Source organism: Streptomyces sp. NPDC036822, from assembly GCF_055609145.1.
This window is the reverse complement of the sequence record NZ_JBVJPY010000008.1, coordinates 254,412-272,887: the sequence shown is the minus strand read 5'-3', so window position 1 is coordinate 272,887 and position 18,476 is coordinate 254,412. Positions and strand designations below refer to the sequence as shown.

Sequence of the window (18,476 nt, the reverse complement as noted above, 5' to 3'; positions counted from 1 at the left end):
CCCGGACTGGCGCGTGATGGCGCTGTACGTGTGCGTCAGCGCCCTCCTGGTGGCCCTGGCGGTCTGGCGCGTCGCCCGCCTGCGCTGACCCGCCCCTGTGGTCCGGTGCCTCGCCCGCTCGTGCTGACCCGGCCCCGCGGCCCGGTGCCTCGCCGGCCTCTCGCTCGCCGCTTCCCGCCCTCGCCCTCCCCGGGGGGAGGGCCGCTTCCGGCCCGCGCGCGCTGTCCCCACCCGGGCGGGACACCTGGCCCGGCCTGCCGTCCCGGGGCTCCGGCGAGCGCCCGGACTGGCGCGTGATGGCGCTGTACGTGTGCGTCAGCGCCCTCCTGGTGGCCCTGGCGGTCTGGCGCGTCGCCCGCCTGCGCTGACCCGCCCCCGCGGCCCGGTGCCTCGCCCGCTCGTGCTGACCCGGCCCCGCGGCCCGGTGCCTCGCCGGCCCCTCGCTCGCCGCTTCCCGCCCTCGCCCTCCCCGGGGGGAGGGCCGCTTCCGGCCCGCGCGCGCTGTCCCCACCCGGGCGGCCCCTGTCGGACCCGACCCGTACAGTTGATCCCGTGACCAGCACGCAGACCTCGCCGCTCTCCTTCCTCAAGGGCCACGGGACCGAGAACGACTTCGTGATCGTCCCCGACGCCGACAACGCCGTCGACCTGCCCGCCGACGTCGTCGCCCGGTTGTGCGACCGGCGAGCCGGGATCGGCGGGGACGGACTGCTGCACGTCGTCCGCAGCGCCGCCCACCCCGAGGCCAGGCCGATGGCCGACGAGGCCGAGTGGTTCATGGACTACCGCAACGCCGACGGCTCCGTCGCCGAGATGTGCGGCAACGGCGTGCGCGTCTTCGCCCGCTATCTGGAGCACGCCGGGCACGTCACCGCCGGTGAGGTCGCCGTCGCCACCCGGGGCGGGGTCAAGAAGGTCCACCTGGACAAGGACGGATCCGTCACCGTCTCCATGGGCCGCGCCCTGCTCCCCGAGGACGGCGTCACCGTCACGGTGGAGGGCCGCAGCTGGCCCGCCCGGAACGTGAACATGGGCAATCCGCACGCCGTCGCCTTCGTCGAGAACCTCGACCACGCCGGCCACCTCTTCACCGAGCCGCCCTACGCCCCGGCCGAGGTCTACCCGGAGGGCGTGAACATCGAGTTCGTCGCCGACCGCGGGCCGCGCCACGTCGCCATGCGGGTGCACGAGCGCGGCGCCGCCGAGACCCGCTCCTGCGGCACGGGCGCGTGCGCCGTCGCCGTGGCCGCCGCCCGCCGGGACGGCGCCGACCCCGCCGAGAGCGGCACGCCCGTCACGTACACCGTCGACGTCCTCGGCGGCACGTTGATCATCACCGAGCACCCCGACGGCGAGATCGAGATGACCGGCCCGGCCGTCATCGTCGCCGAGGGCGTAATCGACCCCGCCTGGCTCACCCCGGCCCGGTCGGCCTGACCCCGGACGGCCCCGCCCGACGCCCCGAAGCGGTACCCCGAAGCGACGCCCTGACCCGTGCCCCTGACCGCTGCGCTCCCGGCCGGGCGGCGCCCCTGCGGGCCGGAGGGGAGACGGGCGGCCCCGAAAAGGGCCGGAATCGAAACAGTCAACGACTGATCCGTCGCTCGAATGGGTGATCCGTTTCACGCTGGGCGAGAGCGGGACTGCACCGCGTGGTGGGCTCGGTAGCATCAAGCACCGGCAAGCCCGGCAGGCACGCCTTGCCCGCCCTCCGCCGGTCGACGTCGCCGGAGGTGCCCATGAGTGCAGAGGCCACCAACCCCCTGAGCGCGGCCGAGGCCACCGGCCCCGACGCTCCCAGCCGCAGACGCACCCGCCCGAGGATCGACCTCCGCAGGCTGGGCCGCGCCGCCCTGCTCGGGCCGGGCACCCGGGATCGCCTCCCCGACGCCATCGGCCACGTCGCCGAGGCGCACCGCGCCCACCACCCCGACGCCGACCTCGCCGTCCTCCGCCGCGCCTACGTCCTCGCCGAGTCCTCGCACCGCGGGCAGTTCCGCAAGAGCGGCGAGCCGTACATCACGCATCCGCTCGCCGTCACCCTCATCCTCGCCGAACTCGGCGCCGAGACCACGACCCTGACCGCGGCCCTCCTCCACGACACCGTCGAGGACACGGATGTGACGCTCGATCAGGTCCAGGAGCAGTTCGGCGACGAGGTCGCCTACCTCGTCGACGGCGTGACCAAGCTGGAGAAGGTCGACTACGGCGCCGCGGCCGAGCCGGAGACCTTCCGCAAGATGCTCGTCGCCACCGGCAACGACGTCCGGGTCATGTCGATCAAACTCGCCGACCGGCTCCACAACATGCGGACCCTCGGCGTCATGCGCCCCGAGAAGCAGGTCCGCATCGCCAAGGTCACCCGTGACGTCCTCATCCCGCTCGCGGAACGACTCGGCGTCCAGGCCCTCAAGTCCGAACTGGAGGACCTGGTCTTCGCCATCCTCCATCCCGAGGAGTACGAGAACACCCGCGCCCTCATCGCCGGGAACACCGGTGCCGGCGACGCCCTCGCGGCCATCGCCGAACACGTCACCACCCTCCTGCGCGAGGCGGACATCCCCGCCGAAGTCCTGGTCCGGCCACGGCACTTCGTCTCCGTCCACCGCGTCCGCCTCAAGCGCGGCGACCTGCGCGGCAGCGACTTCGGCCGACTCCTCGTCCTGGTGGGCGAGGACGCCGACTGCTACGCCGTCCTCGGTGAACTCCACACCTGCTTCACCCCGGTGATCTCCGAGTTCAAGGACTTCATCGCCGCCCCCAAGTTCAACCTGTACCAGTCGCTGCACACCGCCGTCGCCGCCCCCGACGGGGCCGTCGCCGAAGTCCTCATCCGCACCCACCAGATGCACAAGGTCGCCGAGGCCGGAGTCGTCGCCCTGGGCAATCCGTACACGCCCCCGCCGACCGGCGACCGAGCCGAGACGGCCGAGGACGGGGAGCGCGCCGACCCCACCCGGCCCGGCTGGCTCTCCCGGCTCCTCGACTGGCAGGAGGCGACCCCGGACCCGGACACCTTCTGGACCTCGCTGCGCGCCGACCTCGCCGAGGACCAGGAGATCACCGTCTTCCGCGCCGACGGCGGCACCCTCGGCCTGCCCGCCGGGGCGAGTTGCGTCGACGCGGCCTACGCGCAGTACGGCGAGGCCGCCCACTCCTGCCTCGGCGCACGTGTCAACGGGCGGCTCGCGACGCTCGGTACGGTCCTCGCCGACGGCGACACCGTCCAGCTGCTGCTCGCCCAGGACGCCGCCTCCGGGCCCTCCCCGGAGTGGCTCGACCACGCCCGTACCCCCGCCGCGCGCATCGCGATCACCGGCTGGCTCCAGGCACATCCCGAGACCGCGACGGCCCCGGCCGCCGACCCGCGCCCGCCCGCCTCCCACGCCGCCGACCGCCGCACCGGCACCCGGCTCCTCGCCGACCTGCCGGGCACCACGGCCGGCGCCGTACGCCCGGCCGGCTGTTGTACGCCCGTGCCCCCCGACGAGATCACCGGCTTCCTGGTCCGCGGCGGGACCGTCACCGTCCACCGCACCGGCTGCGCAGCCGCCGACGCCATGCGGAGCCTCGGCCGTGATCCCGTCACCGTCCACTGGGGCGACACCGACGAGTGCCGCGTCACCCTCGTCGCCGAGTCCTTCGGCCGCCCCCGGCTCCTCGCGGACCTCACCGAGGCCATCGCCGCCGCCGGCGTCGCCGTCGTCTCCGCCACCGTCGAACCGCCCAGCGAACAACGGGTACGTCACACCTACACGCTCCAACTCCCCGACGCCGCCGGGCTGCCCGCCCTCATGCGGGCCATGCGGGACGTCCCCGGCGTGTACGACGTGAGCCGCGCCCGCCAACCCGCCTCACCGGACCTGTAGGCCGCCCGCCACGGCCACCGCCACCGCCGCGTCACCTTCGGCGGCACCCCCGCCGCACGCGAGGGGCGGTCCCCGTCAGCCCGGTGATGACTCCTTCGGGTGGCGGGCGAGCGCGCCGCACCGGGCCGGGACCGACGCCCTGGTAGCCGTAGCTCATGCCGCTCACCTCCCGGAACACCGCCCCTCGCGCGCGGTGGCTCCGCTCCGCCGTTCTCGTCGCCGCCTCGGCCGGGCTCGTCGCCGCCGCGCTGCCCGCGCCCGCGCCGCTCGGCATCGGGGACCCGCTCTTCCCCCACCTCGGCAACCCGGGGTACGACGTCCTCTCGTACGACATCGACCTCACCTACGGGGGCCGCAACACCGAGCCCCTCGCTGCCGTGACCCGTATCGAGGCGCTCGCCACCGCCGACCTGGAGCGCGTCAACCTCGACTTCACCCACGGCGAGGTCTCCGCCGTCACCGTCGACGGCGTCCCGGCCGACTTCGCCACCAGCGGCGAGGACCTGGTGATCACCCCGTCCCGGTCGGTCGAGGAGGGCGAGCCGCTGGAGATCGCGGTCGTCCACACCAGCGACCCGTCCGGCCCCGCCGACACCGGCGGCTGGGTCCGCACCGGCGACGGCCTCGCCATGGCCAACCAGGCCGACGCCGCCCACCGGGTCTTCCCCTCCAACGACCACCCCGCCGACAAGGCGTACTTCACCTTCCGGATCACCGCCCCCCGTGCGCTGACGGCCGTCGCCAACGGCCTGCCGGCCGGGCGCAGCGAGAAGGGCGCCACCATCACCTGGACCTACCGCACCTCCCACCCCATGGCGACCGAGCTCGCCCAGGTCTCCATCGGCGCCACCACCGTCGTCCACCGCGAGGGACCGCACGGCCTGCCCCTGCGGGACGTCGTCCGCACCGCCGACCGGGAGCTCATGGAGCCCTGGCTGAAGCGGACCCCCGGGCACCTGGAGTGGATGGAGCGCCAGGTCGGCCGCTACCCCTTCGAGACGTACGGACTGCTCGTCGCCGACGCCGACACCGGCTTCGAGCTGGAGACGCAGACCCTCTCCCTCTTCGAACGACGACTCTTCGCCGAGCCCGGCTACCCGGACTGGTACGTCGACTCGATCATGGTCCACGAGCTGGCCCACCACTGGTTCGGCAACAGCGTCTCGCCCCGCACCTGGTCCGACCTGTGGCTGAACGAGGGGCACGCGAGCTGGTACGAGGCGCTTTACGCGGACGAGGTGGGCAAGCAGTCCCTGGAGCGCCGGATGAAGGCCGCCTACGGCGCCTCCGACGGATGGCGGGCGGCCGGCGGCCCTCCGGCCGCCCCCGCACCGCCCTCGCCCGGCCAGAAGATCAGCCTCTTCCGGCCCGTCGTGTACGACGGGAGCGCCCTGGTCCTGTACGCCCTGCGCCAGGAGATCGGCGAGGACGCCTTCCAGCACCTCCAGCGCCGCTGGGTGAGCGAGCACCGCGACGCCACCGCGAGCACCGCCGACTTCACCGAGATGGCGTCCCAGGTCGCGGACCGTGACCTCTCCGCCTTCTTCGCCGACTGGCTCTACGCCGAGAAGACCCCGCCCATGCCCGGCCACCCGGACTGGAGCAGCCGCGCCCCGCAGCCGCCGAACGCCGTGAAACCGGGATGACGCGCACCACCCGGGCGTGACACCATCGTCAGGTCGGCGACGCGGCCGGCCCGGGAATCTTTCCGTGCCGCCACGTGTTCTGATCGACGCAACGACTTTCCATCGACGTAAGGATCAAATGACCTCCTCTTCTTCCCCTTCCCAGGACGAGCAGAGCTTCGCCGAGACGAGCCGCACCGAGAGCCTTCGGGCCGATGCCCTGATGGAAGAGGACGTCGCCTGGAGCCACGAGATCGACGGAGAGCGGGACGGCGATCAGTTCGACCGCTCCGAGCGCGCGGCTCTGCGGCGCGTGGCGGGCCTCTCCACCGAGCTCGAGGACGTCACCGAGGTCGAGTACCGGCAGCTGCGCCTGGAGCGCGTCGTGCTGGTCGGCGTGTGGACCTCGGGGACCGTCCAGGACGCGGAGAACTCCCTCGCGGAGCTGGCGGCCCTGGCCGAGACGGCGGGCGCCCTCGTGCTCGACGGCGTGATCCAGCGCCGTGACAAGCCGGACCCGGCCACCTTCATCGGCTCGGGCAAGGCACGCGAGCTGCGCGACATCGTGGTCGAGTCCGGCGCGGACACGGTCGTCTGCGACGGCGAGCTCAGCCCCGGTCAGCTCATCGCCCTCGAAGACGTCGTCAAGGTCAAGGTGGTCGACCGGACCGCGCTGATCCTCGACATCTTCGCCCAGCACGCCAAGTCCCGTGAGGGCAAGGCGCAGGTCGCGCTCGCGCAGATGCAGTACATGCTGCCGCGACTGCGCGGCTGGGGTCAGTCGCTGTCCCGTCAGATGGGTGGCGGCGGCGGTGGCGGTATGGCCACCCGTGGTCCCGGTGAGACCAAGATCGAGACCGACCGGCGTCGGATCCGCGAGAAGATGGCGAAGATGCGCCGGGAGATCGCGGAGATGAAGACCGGCCGCGACATCAAGCGGCAGGAGCGGCGCCGGAACAAGGTGCCGTCGGTCGCCATCGCCGGATACACCAACGCCGGCAAGTCCTCCCTGCTCAACCGCCTCACGGGCGCGGGTGTGCTGGTGGAGAACGCGCTGTTCGCCACCCTCGACCCGACCGTCCGCCGGGCCGAGACGCCCACCGGCCGGGTGTACACCCTGGCCGACACCGTCGGGTTCGTGCGGCACCTTCCGCACCACCTGGTCGAGGCGTTCCGCTCCACCATGGAGGAGGTCGGCGAATCCGACCTGATCCTCCACGTGGTGGACGGCTCCCACCCGGCGCCGGAGGAGCAGCTGGCCGCCGTGCGCGAGGTGTTCCGTGACGTCGGCGCGGTGAACGTGCCCGAGGTCGTGGTCGTCAACAAGGCGGACGCGGCCGACCCGCTCGTGCTGCAGCGGCTGATGCGGGCCGAGCGCCACGCCATCGCCGTCTCGGCGCGGACGGGCGAGGGCATCGAGGAGCTGCTGGCGCTCATCGACGCCGAACTCCCCCGGCCGCAGGTCGAGATCGAGGCGCTCGTGCCGTACACCCAGGGCGGGCTCGTCTCGCGGGTGCATGCCGAGGGCGAGGTGCTCTCCGAGGAGCACACGGCGGAGGGCACGCTGCTCAAGGCGCGGGTGCACGAGGAGCTGGCGGCATTCCTCATGCCGTACGTTCCCGCCGCTCACTGACCGGCCCGCCCGGCGCACGCCGGGACGCGTCCATGCGGAAGGCCCCGCCCCCCTGACCGAGGGGGGCGGGGCCTTCCGCATGGGGAGTTCGGATCCGTGTGCGTCCGTCGGACCTTCGCCACGATCCGCGTCACGCACACGCGTGCCACGAGCCGTGGTCAGGGCCTCGGCGCGGGGCGGCCGGCCTCCTCGGCCGGCCGCCGGTCACGACGGGTCAGCGGGCGAACTTCTTGCTCACCATCTCGTGCGCGTTCTGGGCACCCCGGCCGAGCTGGGGTCCGGCCAGCCAGCCGTTGCCGCCGACCGGGCCGATCGAGGTGTTGGAGACCAGCGCCGCCTTGCCGTTCGGCATCGTGCGGATCCAGCCGCCGCCGGAGGAACCACCGGTCATCGTGCAGCCGATGCGGTACATCGTGGGCGTGGCGGGGGCCGTGGTGAGCCGGCTCGGCCGGTCGACGCACTTGTGCATGATCAGACCGTTGTACGGGGGAGCGGCCGGGTAGCCCCAGGCGCCCATCGTGCCGGCCTGCGCCGCGGTGGGCGCGGAGAAGTCGATCGGCAGGGCGGCGCCCACCGTCTCCTCCAGGGACTTCTTGCCCCGCTCCGGCTGCACGTGCATCACGGCGTAGTCGTAGGGCCAGGCCGGGTTCGTGCCGCCGCGGTTGATCCACTCACCGGAGGTGACCACCCAGTCGGCCCAGTACTGGCCGTAGGGAGCCACCTCGTGCGCCTGCGCGTTGTTCAGCGAGGACGCCGACTTGCCCAGGTCGTTGTAGGCCGGGACGAAGGCGATGTTGCGGTACCAGCCGCCCTTCTGGCCCGCGTGCACGCAGTGACCCGCGGTCCACACGAGGTTGGACTTCCCGGGCCGGCGCGGGTCCTTCACGATCGTGCCGGAGCAGACCATGTGGCCCTGCGGCGAGTCGAAGAAGATCTTCCCGACGGGCGCCGCGTTGCGGTGGTACGGCGTCTTCTCGCGCTGCGCCCGCACGGGCCGCGGCACCGGGTCGCTGCCGCCCGCGCCCGCGGTGGCGGTGATCGCCGGGTCGGGGCTCTTCGCCGACTGCATGCGCTCGGGGTTCCACAGACCCTCGATCACCGGGTTGACGAAGTCCTCGGCCTCACGGAGCCAGGTGTCCTTGTCCCAGTTCTTCCACTCGCCGTTCTTCCACTTGTCCGGGTCGACGCCGTGCTGCTTGAGCTTGTCGGCCAGGTCCTTCGGGAGGGCGCTGTCGCCCCCGCCGGTGGTGGGGTCGGCGGTGGCCGCGGTCGCCTCGGCGGCGGGCTTGTCGGCCGCCGGAGTCTCGGTCGGACCGCAGGCGGTGGCGGTCAGCGAGAGCGCCACGGCCAGGCCGGCGAAGGCCGGCAGGAGTTTTGTCGAACGCATGAGTAGAGATCCCCCTGGGATGATTCCCGCGCCCCGCAACCACCTCAGTGATTGCCATGGACGCGTCACTAGCGGTGCACAGTATGCCCGTACGAAGGAGGCGGGACCCCGCGAGGGCCCGCCTCCTGCACACGCCCTAGCGGCCCGCGTACTTCTTGCTGACCTCGGCGTAGACGCCCTTGGCCTCGGCGCCCAGACGGGGACCGGCCAGCCAGCCGGCCGTCACCGGGCCGATCGAGGTGTTGGACACCAGCGCGGGCTTGCCGTCCTTGCCCTGGGCCACCCAGCCGCCACCGGACGAACCGCCGGTCATGGTGCAGCCGATGCGGTACATCGTCGGCTGGTCCGCCTTCACCGACAGACGGCCCGGCTTGTCCTGGCACTGGAACATCTTCTGGCCGTCGAAGGGGGCACCGGCCGGGTAACCGGTCGCCGTCATGCTCGCGATCTTCGGCGTGGCCGGCGCGTTGAACTCCACCGGAAGTGCCGAACCGACCGTCTCCTCCAGTGACTTGCCCGTGCTGCCCTTCTCCGGCGTCACGTGGATCACCGCGAAGTCGTACGGGGCGCCCTGGCCACCGGTCGCCGCGCCCTGCGAGATCCACTGCTCGGACGTCTGCGCCCAGTCACCCCACCACACGCCGTACGGGGCGACGTCCTCGCGGGTCGCGTTCTCCAGCTGGGCGGCCGGCTTGCCGCTGTCGTTGTACGAGGGCACGAAGGCGATGTTGCGGTACCAGCCGCCCTTCTTGCCCGCGTGCACGCAGTGGCCCGCCGTCCAGACCATGTTGGACTTCCCCGGGTTCGCCGGGTCCTTCACGACGGTGGCCGAGCAGACCATCGAGCCCTGGGGCCCGTCGAAGAAGACCTTGCCCGCCTCGGGAGCTTCTGAGTGGTACGGCGTGTCCACGGCCCTCGCCCTGGCCGGAACGGGGGTCGGGTCGGTGACACCCTCGTCGCCCGAGATGTCCTCCTCCTCGACCGGCTTGTCGGGACGCTCGGCCTCCCGCATCCGGTCCGGGTTCCAGAGGTCCTCGATGATCGGGTTCACGTAGTCCTTGGCCTCACGCAGCCACTTCTCGCGGTCCCAGTTCTTCCACTCGCCGTCGCGCCACTTGTCCAGGTCGATCCCGCGCTCCTTGAGGCGGTCCTTGAGATCGTCCGGAATCGTGATCTTGTCGCCGGCGGACGGGCTCGCGGGAGCGCTGGGCTTGTCGCCCGCGTTCTCCTCGGTCGGGCCGCAGGCCGTCGCCGTCAGCGTCAACGCCGCGACGGCGGCTGCCGAGGCCAGCAGCGGACGAATCGATCGCATCTCGAGATCCCCCTGGGACTACGTCAACTTGTGCATGCATGAACTGTGGTGAACGTCCCGGCGGCGTCGACCGCCGCCGGAGCGCGGCCCCCATGATGCCGGTGCAGGTGGGGACGGTGTGCGGCAGGTCCGCGGTTCCGCACCCCGTACAGCCGTTGCCGGGCCGTGATCAAGACCGGCCCAAGGATCTTGGTATCGGCCCGTGATCCCCGGGAGTCCGCGTCGTTGGTACGTACGGGGGACCCCCAAGCAGCGTTCACGGCCGTCGTACGCACGGTCGAGCAACGTACTGATGTGCAACGCAACCGTTACAGCGGGAGGACACCGAGCCGTGGCCGTGACCGAATCAGCTCCGGCCGTACCACCGGCAGCGCAGACACCGACGGGGGAGCGGCCCGCGGGCGAGACGGGCGCCCACGAGGGCATCCTGCGCCGCCAGTCGCTGCGCGAGTCGGCGGCGCGCACCTACGCCCGCTCGCTGCCGATCGTGCCGGTGCGCGCCCGAGGGCTCACCATCGAGGGCGCGGACGGCCGTCGTTACCTCGACTGCCTCTCGGGGGCGGGGACGCTGGCCCTCGGGCACAACCACCCGGTGGTCCTCGAAGCCGTCAGGAAGGTCCTCGACTCGGGCGCTCCGCTCCACGTCCTCGACCTCGCCACCCCGGTCAAGGACGCCTTCACCACCGAGCTGTTCGCCACGCTCCCCGCCGGACTCGCCGACGACGCCCGCATCCAGTTCTGCGGGCCTGCCGGCACGGACGCGGTCGAGGCCGCCCTCAAGCTCGTCCGCACGGCGACCGGCCGCAGCGGACTGTTCAGCTTCACCGGCGCCTACCACGGCATGACCGCCGGAGCCCTCGACGCCTCGGGCGGAGCCACGGACGTACGCGTCACCCGGCTGCCCTACCCGCAGAACTACCGCTGCCCCTTCGGCGTCGGCGGCGACCGCGGCGCCGAACTGGCCGCCCGCTGGACGGAGAACCTCCTCGACGACCCCAAGAGCGGGGTCACCACCCCCGCCGGGATGATCCTCGAACCCGTCCAGGGAGAAGGGGGAGTCATCCCCGCCCCCGACGCCTGGATGCGCCGGATGCGCGCCCTCACCGCCTCCCGGTCCATCCCCCTCATCGCCGACGAGGTGCAGACCGGCGTCGGCCGCACGGGCACCTTCTGGGGCGTCGAGCACAGCGGCGTCGTGCCCGACGTGATGGTCCTTTCCAAGGCCATCGGAGGCTCCCTCCCGCTCGCCGTCATCGTCTACCGCGCCGAGCTCGACGCCTGGGAGCCCGGCGCCCACGCCGGCACCTTCCGCGGCAACCAGCTCGCCATGGCCGCCGGAGCCGCCACCCTCGCGTACGTACGGGAGAACAGGCTCGCCGACCGCGCGGCCACGCTCGGCGCCCGGATGCTCGGCCGGCTCCAGGGGCTCGCCGCCGACCACCTCTGCGTCGGAGACGTCCGCGGCCGGGGCCTCATGATCGGCGTCGAGCTGGTCGACCCGTACGCCGACGAGGCCCCGTTCCCGTCCGCCGACGAGGCCCAGGCCTTCGGTGTCTTCGCCCCGCCGGCCGCTCCGGCGCTCGCCGCGGCCGTCCAGCGGGAGTGCCTGGACCGCGGGCTCATCGTCGAACTCGGCGGCCGGCACGCCGGAGTCGTCCGTCTCCTGCCGCCGCTGACCCTCACCGACGAGCAGGCCGAAGCCGTCCTGGACCGTTTCGCCGACGCCCTGGCCGCCGCCGAACGCACCCACCGCCCGGGCCCGTCCTCGCACCCCGGGTCCGTACCCGCCCGCTCCGCGCCCCGCCGGACCGCCACCGGACCGTCCCACTGATCCCGGACCGAACCCGGACACCCTCACAAGGAAGCCCCCGTGAACGCCACTCCCGCCTCCGAAGCGTCCGACTCCGGCAGCGCCGCACGCGGCCCGCTCACCGTCGAGCAGGCCACCGTCCCCCGCCAGCACTCCGGTCCGTACGACCCCCAGCCCGCGGCGCCGCAGCCGTCGTCCGCGCCCGCGGCAGGGCACGCGACGGCTCCCGGGCCCGCTTCCGGCGCACCGACCGCGCCCGCTCCCGCGCCCCCGGTCAGGGACGGCCACCGGGACGACCACCGTGGGGAGCCTCTCGACGACCCGGACCCGCGGCGCGCCGCGGACGCGGCGACCATCGAGAACCTGCTGCGCTGCTGGGTACGGGAGAAGGACCTCCGCGCCCCCGAGGCGACCACCCTCCGCGTCCCCCTCGACGCCAGCGGCACCGCACTGCTCGTGCCCGTCCTCTACTGGTCGCCCACCGGCTGGCACCGCTTCGGGGCACCCGTCCTGGAAGGCCTCCCCGCCTCGGCACCGGCGGCCGACGCCGTCACCGTCGCCGCGCTCCTCAGCCGCGAGACGGGCCGCCCCGAGGGCACCGATCTCGTCGGCCGCGTCGCCGACTCCGCCCGCCGCACCGCCGACTTCATCGCCGACCGGCGCCGCCGGCCACGCCCCGGCCTCGACGCCGACCTCTTCCTCACCGCCGAGCAGTCCCTGCTCCTCGGCCACCCGCTCCACCCCACCCCCAAGAGCAGGGAGGGGCTCTCCGAGGCGGAGGCCCGTCTCTACTCCCCGGAGCTCTACGGCTCCTTCCCCCTGCACTGGATGGCCGTCGACCGCACCGTCCTCGCCTCCGACTCCGCCTGGACCGAACAGGGCCGCCCGGTCACCGCCGAACAACTCGCCACCGGGCTCGCCGAGGGCCTCGCACCGCCGCCGGGCACCGTGCCGCTCCCCCTCCACCCCTGGCAGGCCCGGGAGCTGCTGCACCGGCCCGCCGTCGCCTCCCTCCTCGACGCCGGACTCCTGCACGACCTCGGTCCCCACGGCGGCGCCTGGCACCCCACCTCCTCCGTCCGCACCGTCCACCGGCCCGGCGCCCGGACCATGCTCAAGCTCTCCCTCGGCGTCCGCATCACCAACTCCCGGCGCGAGAACCTCCGCAAGGAACTTCACCGCGGCGTGGAGGTCCACCGGCTCCTGCGCACCGGACTCGTGGACCAGTGGCAGGCCGCCCACCCCGGGTTCGACATCGTCCGCGACCCCGCCTGGCTCGCGGTCGACACCCTCGACGGCGCACCCGTTCCCGGCCTCGACGTCATGGTCCGCCACAACCCCTTCGCCGCCGGCGACGACGCCGTCTGCATCGCCGCCCTCACGGCCCCGCGCCCCTGGCCGGGCACGGGCCGGATGCGCTCACGCCTCGCCGAGATCGTCACCCGCCTCGCCGCCCGTACCGGCCGCCCCACCACGGCGGTCGCGGCCGAGTGGTTCCTGCGCTACCTCGACCAGGTGGTCCGCCCCGTGCTCTGGCTCGACGGCGCCGCCGGAGTCGCCCTGGAGGCCCACCAGCAGAACACCCTCGTGCTCCTCGACCCCGACGGCTGGCCCGTCGGCGGCCGCTACCGCGACAACCAGGGCTACTACTTCCGCGAATCCCACCGCGACGAGCTGGACAAGCGGCTGCCCGGCATCGGCGCCGCCAGCGACACCTTCGTCTCCGACCAGGTCACCGACGAGCGCTTCGCCTACTACCTCGGCATCAACAACGTCCTCGGTCTCATCGGCGCGTTCGGCTCCCAGTGTCTCGCCGACGAGCGCGTCCTGCTCGCCGGCTTCCGGCAGTTCCTGACCTCCGCCACCGGCCTCGGCTCCCCCCTGCCGCACCGGCTCCTGGAGGCCGCGACGCTGCGCTGCAAGGCCAACCTGCTCACCCGCCTCCACGGCCTGGACGAACTGGTGGGGCCCGTCGACACCCAGTCCGTCTACGTCACCATCACCAACCCCCTCCGCTCCTGAGCGCCGTGCGCCCCGGGCCTGGCCGAACGCGCCAGGTCCGGGCCGCACGCCCGACGAGCCCCGAGCCACAGCCGACGAGCCGCTCCCGACACGACCGCCGCACCACCCCACGCCGCACCGCCGCACCGCCGAGAGGAGAGCGTCACCGTGCCTCACACCGACGCCGGCACCGACACCGACGCGAGCCCCGGGTCCCGCACCGACGCCGATCCCGGGCCCCGGGGCGCCGCCGGGACCAGCGCCCGCCCCCCGGTCGACACGGGCGGCGAGGACACCCTGGACATGCGACTGCCCGACGAGCTCGTCGCCCTGTTCACCGCCGGCGAGACCACGACGCCGACCCACGGCGACCTGCTCGACGACGTTCCCTCCTGGGGCCCGGCCGCCACCCCCGTCGGCCCCTTCCGGCTCGTACCCGTACGGATCGACCGGGACCTGGCACTCGTCAGCCGCTGGATGAACGATCCGGCCGTCGCCGCCTTCTGGGAGCTGTCAGGACCCGAGAGCGTGACCGCCGCCCACCTCCGCGCCCAACTCGACGGCGACGGACGCACCGTGCCCTGCCTCGGAGTCCTCGGCGCCACCCCCATGAGCTACTTCGAGATCTACCGCGCCGATCTCGACCCGCTCGCCCGGCACTACCCGGCACGCCCCCACGACACCGGGATCCATCTGCTCGTCGGCGGCGTCGCCGACCGCGGACGAGGGATCGGCACCACGCTGCTGCGGGCCGTCGCCGACCTCGTCCTCGACCACCGGCCCCGGTGCACCCGTGTCATCGCCGAACCCGACGTGCGCAACACACCGTCGGTGTCCGCCTTCCTGAGCGCCGGCTTCCGCTTCTCCGCCGAAGTCGACCTTCCCGACAAACGAGCCGCCCTCATGGTCCGCGACCGCGCCCTCCGCCACGTCCTGTGAACGCCCCTTCGTCATCCATACACCGCTCGCTCCACAGCGGTTCCCACCCCGAGGAGTCCCCGTGCCGTCGTCCCCTGCCACCCATGACTCCGCACCGCTCTCACCCCCCGAGCTGAACACCTCCGCCTGGACCCTGGTGTGCTCCCACCTCCTCGCCAAGACCCTCGGCGAGTTCGCGTACGAGGAGATCATCGAACCCATCCCCGCCGACGATCCCCATGAACCCGGCGGCCCCGACGACCCCGGACGCCACACCCTGTGCCTGGACGACGGCTCGACGCTCGCCTTCCGCGCCCGCCGTGGCGCGTACGGAAGCTGGCGCGTCGCCCCCGACTCGATCACCCTCGACGGCCGGCCGCTGACGGACCCGCTCGACTTCCTGGTCCGTGCCCACCGGCTCCTCGGCATCGACGGCGCGACCCTCGGCCACCTCATCCGCGAGCTCACCACCACCCTCGTCGCGGACGCCCGCCTCCACCACACGGCGCTGCCCGCGGACCGGCTCGCCGACCTGGGCTACGCCGAGCTGGAAGGCCACCAGACCGGTCATCCCTGGCTCGTGCTCAACAAGGGCCGCATCGGCTTCTCCGCCGCCGACGCCGCCCGCTGGGCCCCCGAGGCCCGCCGCCCCACCCGCCTCCCCTGGATCGCGGTCAGCACCGACCTCGCCGCCTACCGCGGCGTCCCCGGGCTCGACACCCCCGACCGGCTCTACGCCCGCGAGCTCGGCCCCGAGGTCCGCGACGCCTTCCGCGCCGAGCTGACCGGCCGGGGCCTGGATCCCGAGACGTACCTCCTGCTGCCCGTCCACCCCTGGCAGTGGGACGAGATCCTGCTGCCCCTCTACGCCCCCGCCGTCGCCGGCGGAGCCATCGTCCCGCTCCCCACCGACGGCGACCTGCGCCTGCCGCAGCAGTCGGTCCGTACGTTCCTCAACACCAGCCGCCCCGACCGGCACACCGTCAAGCTGCCGCTCTCCGTCCTCAACACGCTCGTCTGGCGAGGTCTCCCCACCGAGCGGACCCTCGCCGCCCCCGCCGTCACCTCCTGGGTGCACGGGCTGCGCGACGCCGACCCCTTCCTCCGCGACGAGTGCGGGGTGATCCTCCTCGGCGAGGTCGCCTCCGTCACCGTGGAGCACCCGCTCTACGACAGGCTGCCCGAGGTCCCGTACCAGTACAAGGAACTCCTCGGCGCGATCTGGCGCGAGCCGCTGCGACTGCCTCCCGACGAGCGCGCCCGGACCCTCGCCGCGCTCCTGCACACCGACCCGGACGGCCGCGCCTTCGTCGCCGCGCTGGTCGAGCGCTCCGGGCTCCGCCCCGCCGTGTGGCTCCAGCACCTCTTCGCCGCCCTGCTGCCGCCGCTGCTGCACTTCCTCTACCAGTACGGCACCGTCTTCTCACCGCACGGCGAGAACGCCATCGTCGTCTACGACGAAAGGGACGTCCCCGTACGTCTGGCGATCAAGGACTTCGTCGACGACGTGAACGTCAGCGCCCTGCCCCTTCCCGAGCACGAGACGATGCCGGACGACGTCCGTGCCGTCCTGCTCACGGAGGAACCGGGCTTCCTCACCCAGTTCATCCATTCAGGTCTGTTCGTCGGCGTCTTCCGCTATCTGGCACCGCTGTGCGCGGAGCAACTCGGCGTGCCCGAGCAGGACTTCTGGGCCATGGTCCGGGCCGAGATCCTGCGCCACCAGGCGCGCTTCCCGGAGCTGAAGGAACGGTTCGAGCTGTTCGATCTCCTCAGACCCCGGATCGAGCGGCTCTGTCTCAACCGTAACCGTCTGCACCTGGACGGCTACCGCGACCGCCCCGCGCGGCCGCACGCCGCCGTCCACGGGACCGTCCCGAATCCGCTCGCGTGATCCCGACTGTCACTGCCGCGCCGTAGGGTGGAAGCGCTATGACGAAGCCATCCCTCCCCGAACTCCTCCATGCCGCAGTCTCCGCCGTCGGCGGTATGGAACGGCCTGGCCAGGTATCCATGGCCGAAGCCGTCGCCGAGGCCATCGACGACAGCTCCCACCTTCTCGTCCAGGCCGGCACCGGCACCGGAAAGTCGCTCGGCTATCTGGTGCCGGCCCTGGCGCACGGGGAGCGGGTGGTGGTGGCCACGGCCACGCTGGCGCTCCAGCGCCAGCTGGTCGAGCGTGACCTTCCGCGCACGGTCGACGCCCTGCATCCGCAGCTGCGGCGGCGTCCCGAGTTCGCCATGCTCAAGGGGCGGTCGAACTACCTCTGCCTCCACCGCCTCCACGAGGGTGTGCCGCAGGACGAGGAGGACGGGCTGTTCGACCCCTTCGAGGCCGCGGCGCCCACGAGCAAGCTCGGCCAGGACCTGCTGCGGCTGCGGGACTGGTCCGACGAGACGGAGACCGGCGACCGGGACAACCTGACGCCCGGCGTCTCCGACCGGGCGTGGGCCCAGGTCTCGGTCTCCTCCCGTGAATGCCTGGGCGCGAGCAAGTGCGCCTACGGCGCGGAGTGCTTCGCCGAGGCCGCCCGCGAGCGGGCCAAGCTCGCCGACGTCGTCGTCACCAATCACGCCCTGCTGGCCATCGACGCGATCGAGGGTGCCCCCGTCCTGCCCCAGCACGAGGTGCTGATCGTGGACGAGGCCCACGAGCTGGTCTCCCGGGTCACGGGCGTCGCCACGGGCGAGCTCACCCCGGGCCAGGTCAACCGCGCCGTCCGCCGGAGCGCGAGGCTGGTCGACGAGAAGATCGCCGACCAGCTGCAGACGGCGGCCGAGGGCTTCGAGAGGGTCATGGAGCTGGCCCTCCCGGGCCGCCTGGAGGAGCTCCCGGAGGACCTCTCGTACGCGCTGATGGCGCTGCGGGACGCGGCCCGCGCCGTCATCACGGCCCTGGGCTCCACCCGGGACAAGGCGGTCCAGGACGAGGACGCCGTGCGCAAGCAGGCCATGGCGTCGGTGGAGAGCATCCACGGCGTCGCCGAGCGGATCACGCAGGGCTCCGAGTACGACGTCGTCTGGTACGAACGCCACGACCGGTTCGGCGCCTCCGTGCGGGTCGCCCCGCTCTCGGTCTCCGGGCTGCTGCGGGAGAAGCTCTTCGCCGACCGGTCCGTGGTGCTCACGTCGGCCACGCTCAAGCTGGGGGGCGACTTCAACGGCGTCGGGGCCTCGCTGGGGCTCGCTCCGGAAGGCACCGAGGGCGACGACATCCCGGTCTGGAAGGGCATCGACGTCGGTTCGCCGTTCGACTATCCCAAGCAGGGCATCCTCTACGTCGCGAAGCACCTGTCACGGCCCGCCCGCGACGGCGACCGCGGCGACATGCTGGACGAGCTCACGGAGCTGATGCAGGCGGCGGGCGGCCGCACGCTCGGACTGTTCTCCTCGATGCGGGCGGCCCAGCTCGCGGCCGAGGAGCTGCGCACGCGCATCCCCGAGTTCCCCATCCTGCTGCAGGGCGAGGACACCCTGGGCGAGCTGATCAAGAATTTCTCCGCCGACCCGAAGACCTGCCTCTTCGGCACGCTCTCGCTGTGGCAGGGAGTGGACGTCCCGGGCGCCAGCTGCCAGCTCGTCGTCATGGACAAGATCCCCTTCCCGCGCCCCGACGACCCGCTGATGAGCGCGCGCCAGAAGGCCGTCGAGGAAGCGGGCGGCAACGGCTTCATGGCCGTCGCGGCCACGCACGCGGCGCTGCTCATGGCTCAGGGCGCCGGCCGGCTCGTCCGCGCCACCGGGGACCGCGGGGTGGTCGCGGTGCTCGATCCACGGCTGGCCACCGCTCGCTACGGCAGCTACCTCAAGGCGTCACTGCCCGACTTCTGGTACACCACGGACCGGAATCAGGTGCGGAAGTCGCTGGCGGCGATCGACGCGGCTTCCCAGGCGGCGGGTGTGTGAGGACACGGCAGGGCC

General features: G+C 73.0%; 11 protein-coding genes. 9 read left to right on the top strand and 2 right to left on the bottom strand.

What is annotated here, in order from left to right:
* Positions 1-552: 552 nt before the first annotated feature.
* The 4 genes from dapF to hflX all read left to right on the top strand — a co-directional run bounded on the left by dapF (position 553) and on the right by hflX (position 7,127).
* Positions 553-1,437 carry a diaminopimelate epimerase gene (gene dapF, locus ACZ68P_RS20725; protein WP_471008141.1) on the top strand — a complete coding sequence of 295 codons (885 nt, stop codon included), beginning with the start codon at positions 553-555 and terminating at the stop codon, positions 1,435-1,437.
* Positions 1,438-1,739: 302 nt separating this feature from the next.
* A complete protein-coding gene (locus tag ACZ68P_RS20720; RefSeq protein WP_471008139.1) occupies positions 1,740-3,869 on the top strand; it encodes a RelA/SpoT family protein in 2,130 nt (709 codons plus the stop codon).
* Between the two features lie 155 nt (positions 3,870-4,024).
* Complete coding sequence (locus ACZ68P_RS20715; protein WP_471008137.1) at positions 4,025-5,515, top strand: M1 family metallopeptidase; 1,491 nt, start codon at positions 4,025-4,027, stop codon at positions 5,513-5,515.
* A gap of 118 nt (positions 5,516-5,633) precedes the next feature.
* The gene (gene hflX, locus ACZ68P_RS20710; protein ID WP_471008134.1) at positions 5,634-7,127 is read left to right on the top strand and encodes a GTPase HflX; all 1,494 of its coding nucleotides are present in this window, start codon (positions 5,634-5,636) and stop codon (positions 7,125-7,127) included.
* 214 nt (positions 7,128-7,341) lie between these two features.
* Here the strand turns inward: hflX and ACZ68P_RS20705 are convergent, their stop codons facing one another.
* Together ACZ68P_RS20705 and ACZ68P_RS20700 are read right to left on the bottom strand one after the other, a co-directional pair.
* Complete coding sequence (locus ACZ68P_RS20705; RefSeq protein WP_471008131.1) at positions 7,342-8,514, bottom strand: trypsin-like serine peptidase; 1,173 nt, start codon at positions 8,512-8,514, stop codon at positions 7,342-7,344.
* Positions 8,515-8,650: 136 nt separating this feature from the next.
* Entirely contained in the window at positions 8,651-9,826 is a 1,176-nt protein-coding gene (locus tag ACZ68P_RS20700) for a trypsin-like serine peptidase (RefSeq protein ID WP_471008129.1), read from the bottom strand.
* Between the two features lie 331 nt (positions 9,827-10,157).
* Here ACZ68P_RS20700 and ACZ68P_RS20695 point away from each other — a divergent pair, with 331 nt between their 5' ends.
* The 5 genes from ACZ68P_RS20695 (at position 10,158) to ACZ68P_RS20675 (ending at position 18,461) form a co-directional block, all read left to right on the top strand.
* Positions 10,158-11,657, top strand: a complete 1,500-nt coding sequence (locus ACZ68P_RS20695; RefSeq protein WP_471008126.1) for a diaminobutyrate--2-oxoglutarate transaminase family protein — start codon at positions 10,158-10,160, stop codon at positions 11,655-11,657.
* Positions 11,658-11,696: 39 nt separating this feature from the next.
* On the top strand, positions 11,697-13,658 hold the full coding sequence (locus ACZ68P_RS20690; RefSeq protein WP_471008123.1) for an IucA/IucC family protein: 1,962 nt from the start codon (positions 11,697-11,699) through the stop codon (positions 13,656-13,658).
* 147 nt (positions 13,659-13,805) lie between these two features.
* Entirely contained in the window at positions 13,806-14,576 is a 771-nt protein-coding gene (locus ACZ68P_RS20685; protein WP_471008121.1) for a GNAT family N-acetyltransferase, read from the top strand.
* A gap of 61 nt (positions 14,577-14,637) precedes the next feature.
* On the top strand, positions 14,638-16,449 hold the full coding sequence (locus ACZ68P_RS20680; protein ID WP_471008118.1) for an IucA/IucC family protein: 1,812 nt from the start codon (positions 14,638-14,640) through the stop codon (positions 16,447-16,449).
* Between the two features lie 38 nt (positions 16,450-16,487).
* Entirely contained in the window at positions 16,488-18,461 is a 1,974-nt protein-coding gene (locus ACZ68P_RS20675; RefSeq protein WP_471008115.1) for an ATP-dependent DNA helicase, read from the top strand.
* The last annotated feature ends 15 nt before the right edge of the window (positions 18,462-18,476 follow it).